The sequence below is a fragment of the Aquabacterium sp. genome (assembly GCF_021768455.1).
Lineage (GTDB): Bacteria > Pseudomonadota > Gammaproteobacteria > Burkholderiales > Burkholderiaceae_C > Aquabacterium.
In genome coordinates this window covers 1-4,960 of record NZ_JAIZVX010000216.1, presented here as the reverse complement: position 1 = coordinate 4,960, position 4,960 = coordinate 1, and the positions used below count along the sequence as shown (strand labels likewise).

Here is a 4,960-nt window from a genome sequence, read left to right as displayed (position 1 = left end):
GGCAGCAGGGCGCGCACGGCATTGACGTCGCAATGGTAGGGCGGGCCTTCGATCAGGCCCTGGCTCACGGCTTCCGGTCGTGGTCGCTGCATCAGCAGGGCCCAGAGCGTGCCGCCAGGGCGAAGCCAGCTCGCCAGTTGCGCGGCGTAGGTCACCCAGTGGTCCGGGTGCAGCGCACACAGGCAGGTCTGTTCGTAGATGGCATCAAACGGGGTGTCCGGCGTGTAATGCAGCACGTCAGCTTGCACCACCGTGGCCTGCAGGCCTTGGCGGTTCAGCAGGGTGCGGGTGCGCTCCACGGCTGCGGGCGTGTAGTCCAGGCCAGTCACCTCGAAGCCTCGCCGGGCCAGCTCGGCCACCTCCCAGCCGCCCCCGCAGCCAGGCACGGCGATGCGGCAGGGCTGGAGGGCGTCGGTGTCCAGCCAGTGCAGGAGCTGCGGGCTGGGCGCGCCGCGATCCCAGCCAGTCTGGGCCTGTTCGAATCGTTCTTGCCAGAAGCTGGGAGTGGGGCCGGGCATGTGGTGTCCTTCAGTGGGGCAGTCAGTCTATCCAGTGCGGGAAGGACTTGTGCTTTCTGGTATTGCATTCAGTCATTTGCCCCAGATGATTGTCATGGCGTGTAACATTCCCCTTTGCTCGTGCCCACCTGGAGGTTTTTGTGCATTCATCGTCCTTGTTCCCTTCTTTGGTGGGCCTGCCCAGCCAGGGTGGAGCGCAGGCGGGGGCACAGGGCGAAGCGCTCGGCCCACCTCCGTCCACAGCCCGGATTCTGGTGGTGGACGACGACCCCTGCAGCCTGGTGCTGGCGCAGGGGATGCTGTCCGAGCGGTACGAGGTGGTCGTGGCCTGTGGGGGCCACCAGGCCCTGGGGCTGCTGGACGAGGGTCTGCGCCCAGACCTGATCCTGCTGGACCTGCTGATGCCCGATCTGGGGGGCTATGGCTTCATCCAGTGCCTCCATGCGCGCGAAGGCGGGGCAGAGATTCCGGTGATCGTGACCAGTGGCTGCGACGAGGCCGAGGCGGAGGCCCTGGTCCTGTCGCTGGGTGCCGTCGACTATGTGCACAAGCCCTGGCGCCCTCAGTCTTTGCTGGCGCGCCTGCGCACCCATCTGGAGCTCAGGCAGGCCAGGGACCAGTTGCGCGTTCGCGCCGTGTCGCTCGAAGCCGAGGTGGCGCACCGCGTGGCCGAGTGCCTGGCCGTTCAGAACGTGACCCTGCACGCGCTGGCGAGCTTGGCGGGCACGCGCGATCCGGAAACCGGTGCCCACCTGGAACGCACCAAGTGCTATGTCGAGCGCCTCGCCGTGCTGCTGCAAGGGCACCCGCGCTTCCAGGGTGAGCTGAGCGACGCCTACGTTGGCTGGCTGGTGCGCTCGGCTCCGCTGCACGACATCGGCAAGGTCGGGCTGCCCGACCACGTGTTGCTGAAACCGGGGCCGCTGGACGCTGATGAGTTCCGCATCATGCAGACCCACGCGGCCATGGGCGCCGACGCCATCGCACACGCCGAGCGGGAATCCGGCATGACGCTGGACTTCCTGAAGGTGGCCAAGGACATGGCCCGCCACCACCACGAGCGCTGGGATGGCGCTGGCTACCCCGATGGCCTGGCGGGCGAGGACATTCCGCTGTCGGCCCGGCTGATGGCGGTGGCCGACGTGTTCGATGCACTGGTGTCGCGCCGGGCCTACAAGGCGCCCATGCCCTTCGAAGAGGCCCGTCGCATCATGTCGCTGGGAGAGGGCACGCAGTTCGACCCGGACATCCTGGCTGCCTTCCTCGCCCACTTTGACGATTTCCAGCAGATCGCGCTGCGCCACCAGGATCCAGAGGAGCCCCAGGCGCCAGCCGTGGTCACGCTGCCGGGGCCGGGGTGGTTGAACTGATGTCGGACACCGCCATCGCCTTCCCCTCGCGTGCGCCGGATCCCTGGGCCTGGCCACGCATCGACTGCCACGTGCACGTCTTCGATCCCGAGCGCTTTCCTTACGAGGCCGACACCTTCTACCGGCCCGCCGGTGCAGAGATCGGCACCGCCACGCAGCTGGGCCACGTGCTCGACGCGCACGGCGTCTCGCACGCGTTGATCGTGGGCCCCAACTCGGGTTATGGCCTGGACAACCGCTGTCTGCTGGATGCGCTGGCACGTGGCCGGGGGCGCTACAAGGGCGTGGCCGTGGTCGGCCTGGACGCCGGTGTCGACGAACTGCAGGCCTTGCAGGCCCAGGGCGTGGTGGGCGTGACGATGAACGCGGCGTTGCACGGGGTGGCGTTCTACCGAGGCGCAGGGCCTTTGCTGGAACGCCTGCGCGAAACGGGCCTGTGGGCACAGGTGCAGGTGGAGGCAGACCAGTTGGTGGACCTCAAGCCCATGCTGGTCGACAGCGGCGCCAAGCTGCTGGTGGACCATGCAGGCCGGTACGTGCCCAGCCGGGGCCTGGCACAGGCCGGCTTCGAGGCGCTCCTGAGTCTGGCCGACACGGGGCGGGCGGTGGTCAAGCTCTCGGGGCACGCAAAGTATTCGGGCCAGCCTTATCCGCATGCAGACACCTTGCCCTACACCCAGGCCTTGTTGGCGGCCTACACGCCGCAGGCCCTGATCTGGGCCTCCGACTGGCCCTTTCTGAGGGCACCCGCCCGCATCGATTACGGCCCTCTCCTGGCCTTGCTGGCCCAACAGGTGCCCGATGAGGCGGCTCGCCAGGCCATCCTGTGGGACACCCCAAGGCGCCTGTTCGGTTTCGGCGGCTGAACTCAGAGCGTGTCCAGCCGCCCGCACAAGGCCTCGGCCTGGTCCCGGATGGCGGTGAGGGCCTCGGGTGCCATCTTGTCGATCTGCCGGTAGACCATGCCGATGCGCGGGTTGCGGCGCAACGTGGCGTCGTGCCTCAGGTGGAAGTCCCAGTACAGCGCGTTGAAGGGGCAGGCGCGCTCGCCCAGGCGTTCCTTCTTGCTGTAGTGGCAGCCCTTGCAGTGGTCGCCCATGCGGTCGATGTAGGCGGCGCTGGACACATAGGGTTTGGTGGCCAGCAGGCCGCCATCGGCGAACTGGCTCATGCCCACCGTGTTGGGCAACTCGACCCACTCGAAGGCATCGATGTAGACGCCCAGGTACCAGCGGTGCACGGCCTGTGGGTCCAGACCCGCCAGCAGGGCGAAGTTGCCGATCACCATCAGGCGCTGGATGTGGTGGGCGTAGGCCTGCGACAGCGACTGGCCGACGGCCTGGGCCATGCAGGCCATGTTCGTGCGCCCGGTCCAGAACCAGTCGGGCAGGGGGCGGTCGTGTCCCAGGGCGTTGTGCTGGTCGTAGCCCGGCATGTGGGCCCAGTAGACACCGCGCACGTACTCGCGCCAGCCCAGAATCTGGCGGATGAAACCCTCCACCGCTGCCAAAGGCGCATGGCCGCTGCGCCAGGCCTGCTCGGCGCGGTCGATCACCTCGCGCGGGTGAAGCATCTTCACGTTGAGCGCAAACGAGAGCAGGGAGTGGAAGAGCCGCCAGGCCTTGCCCGTGAGTGCGTCCTGGAAATCGCCGAAATGCGGCAGGGCCTGGGTGATGAAGGCCCCGAGGTGCTGCAGGGCCTCTGTGCGGTTCAGGGGCCAGGCGAAGCGCTCGGCCTGGGGGGATCCAAAGGTCTGTACGCCCGCCGCCTCGATGGTGGCCCAAAGAGCGCTGTGGTCGTGGGGTGTGCGCCAGTCTGGCGGCTCGGCCGGCGTGCCGGGCCAGGGCTGGCGGTTGTCGTGGTCGAAATTCCACTGGCCGCCCGCGGGTTGCGGTCCGTCCATCAGCACGACGTGCTGGCGTCGCATGTGGCGGTAGAAGTGCTCCATCAGCCACTGTTTGCGGCCTTCGAAGAGGCGCTGGGCCTCGTCGCGCTCGGTGAGAAAGTGGAGGCTGCTGACGACCTCGGCCTGCACGCCTTGCAGGACCAGGCCCTCGCGCCAGGAGGCGAGTTGCGCGTCCAGCCGCCATTCGTCGGGCTGCTGGTACTGCACCGTGGTGGCGCCGTAGTGGGCGATCAGGGCATCGAGGTTGGCCGTGATCGACTGGCGGTTGCTGGGCGAATCGATGGCGACATGGCGCACGCGGTGGCCGGCGGCTCGCAGCTGCTCGGCGAAATCGCGCATGGCCGCGAAGATGGCGATCACCTTCTGGGCGTGGTGGCGCACGTAGTCGGTTTCCTGTCGGACTTCCATGAGCACGTAGACCACGTCGTCTCGCACCGTGTCGAACCAGGGGTGATGCGGGTTGAGCTGGTCGCCCAGGATGAGGCGCAGGGTGAGGGATGGGAGGGTGCTCATCAGGTCGTCGCCCACAGGCGCTGGTAGACGCCGTCCGGGTCGTGGTCGCGCATCTGCTTGTCGGGGTTGAAGCGCCGGCCGCCGCGTGGGTCGGTGCCGCGGCCGGCGATGTAGAGCCAGTTGCCGTGGTTGCTGTGCACGTCGAAGTCGATCAGGCAGGACTCGAACCAGGCGGCGCCGGCTCGCCAGTCGCAGGCCAGGTCGTGGACGAGGTAGCTGGCGACGATCTGCCGCATCCGGTTCGACAACCAGCCCGTGGCGGCCAGTTCGCGCATGCCCGCATCGACCAGGGGCTGGCCGGTGCGGCCCTCGCGCCAGCGGGCAAAGGCGGCTTCATCGTGCTGTGGCGTGGGCAGGTGGCTCAGGCCGCGGGCGCGGAAGAGTGCCGTGCCATGTTGCTGCACCAGCAGGTGAAAGTGCTCGCGCCACAGCAGCTCGAACCAGAGCCAGTAGCTGCCGTCGCTGGCGCCGTGTTCGGCCTCGAAGGCGTGGATGGCGCCGATCGCCTGTGCCGCCGACAGCGCCCCGGTGGCCAGCCAGGGCGAGAATTTGCTCGAGAAATCGGTGCCGCTGAGGCCATTGCGGGTGGCCTTGTAGCTGAGGGGCAACTGGCGGCGTGTGTACTGCGCCAGGTGGGCCTGGGCCGCGAGTTC

Annotated in this window: 5 protein-coding genes; 2 read left to right on the top strand and 3 right to left on the bottom strand. The window is 68.2% G+C overall.

The genetic code is table 11. The features are described from left to right. The coding region (locus QZ994_RS18700) for a methyltransferase domain-containing protein (RefSeq protein WP_290877238.1) at positions 1-518 on the bottom strand (518 nt) is incomplete at its 3' end. Positions 519-673: 155 nt separating this feature from the next. Here QZ994_RS18700 and QZ994_RS18695 point away from each other — a divergent pair. Beyond that, positions 674-1,888 (top strand): HD domain-containing phosphohydrolase, encoded by a 1,215-nt coding sequence (locus QZ994_RS18695; RefSeq protein WP_290877235.1) that lies wholly within the window; start codon positions 674-676, stop codon positions 1,886-1,888. Beyond that, on the top strand, positions 1,888-2,754 hold the full coding sequence (locus tag QZ994_RS18690; protein ID WP_290877232.1) for an amidohydrolase: 867 nt from the start codon (positions 1,888-1,890) through the stop codon (positions 2,752-2,754). Before QZ994_RS18695 ends, QZ994_RS18690 begins: the two co-directional genes overlap by 1 nt. A 2-nt stretch (positions 2,755-2,756) precedes the next feature. On the opposite strand, the gene QZ994_RS18685 is transcribed toward QZ994_RS18690, so the two are convergent. Further along, positions 2,757-4,307, bottom strand: coding sequence for a cryptochrome/photolyase family protein (locus tag QZ994_RS18685; RefSeq protein ID WP_290877229.1), 1,551 nt, complete (start codon positions 4,305-4,307; stop codon positions 2,757-2,759). Beyond that, a partial coding sequence (locus tag QZ994_RS18680; RefSeq protein ID WP_290877226.1) for an FAD-binding domain-containing protein occupies positions 4,307-4,960 on the bottom strand: 654 nt, incomplete at its 5' end. The genes QZ994_RS18685 and QZ994_RS18680, both read right to left, overlap by 1 nt.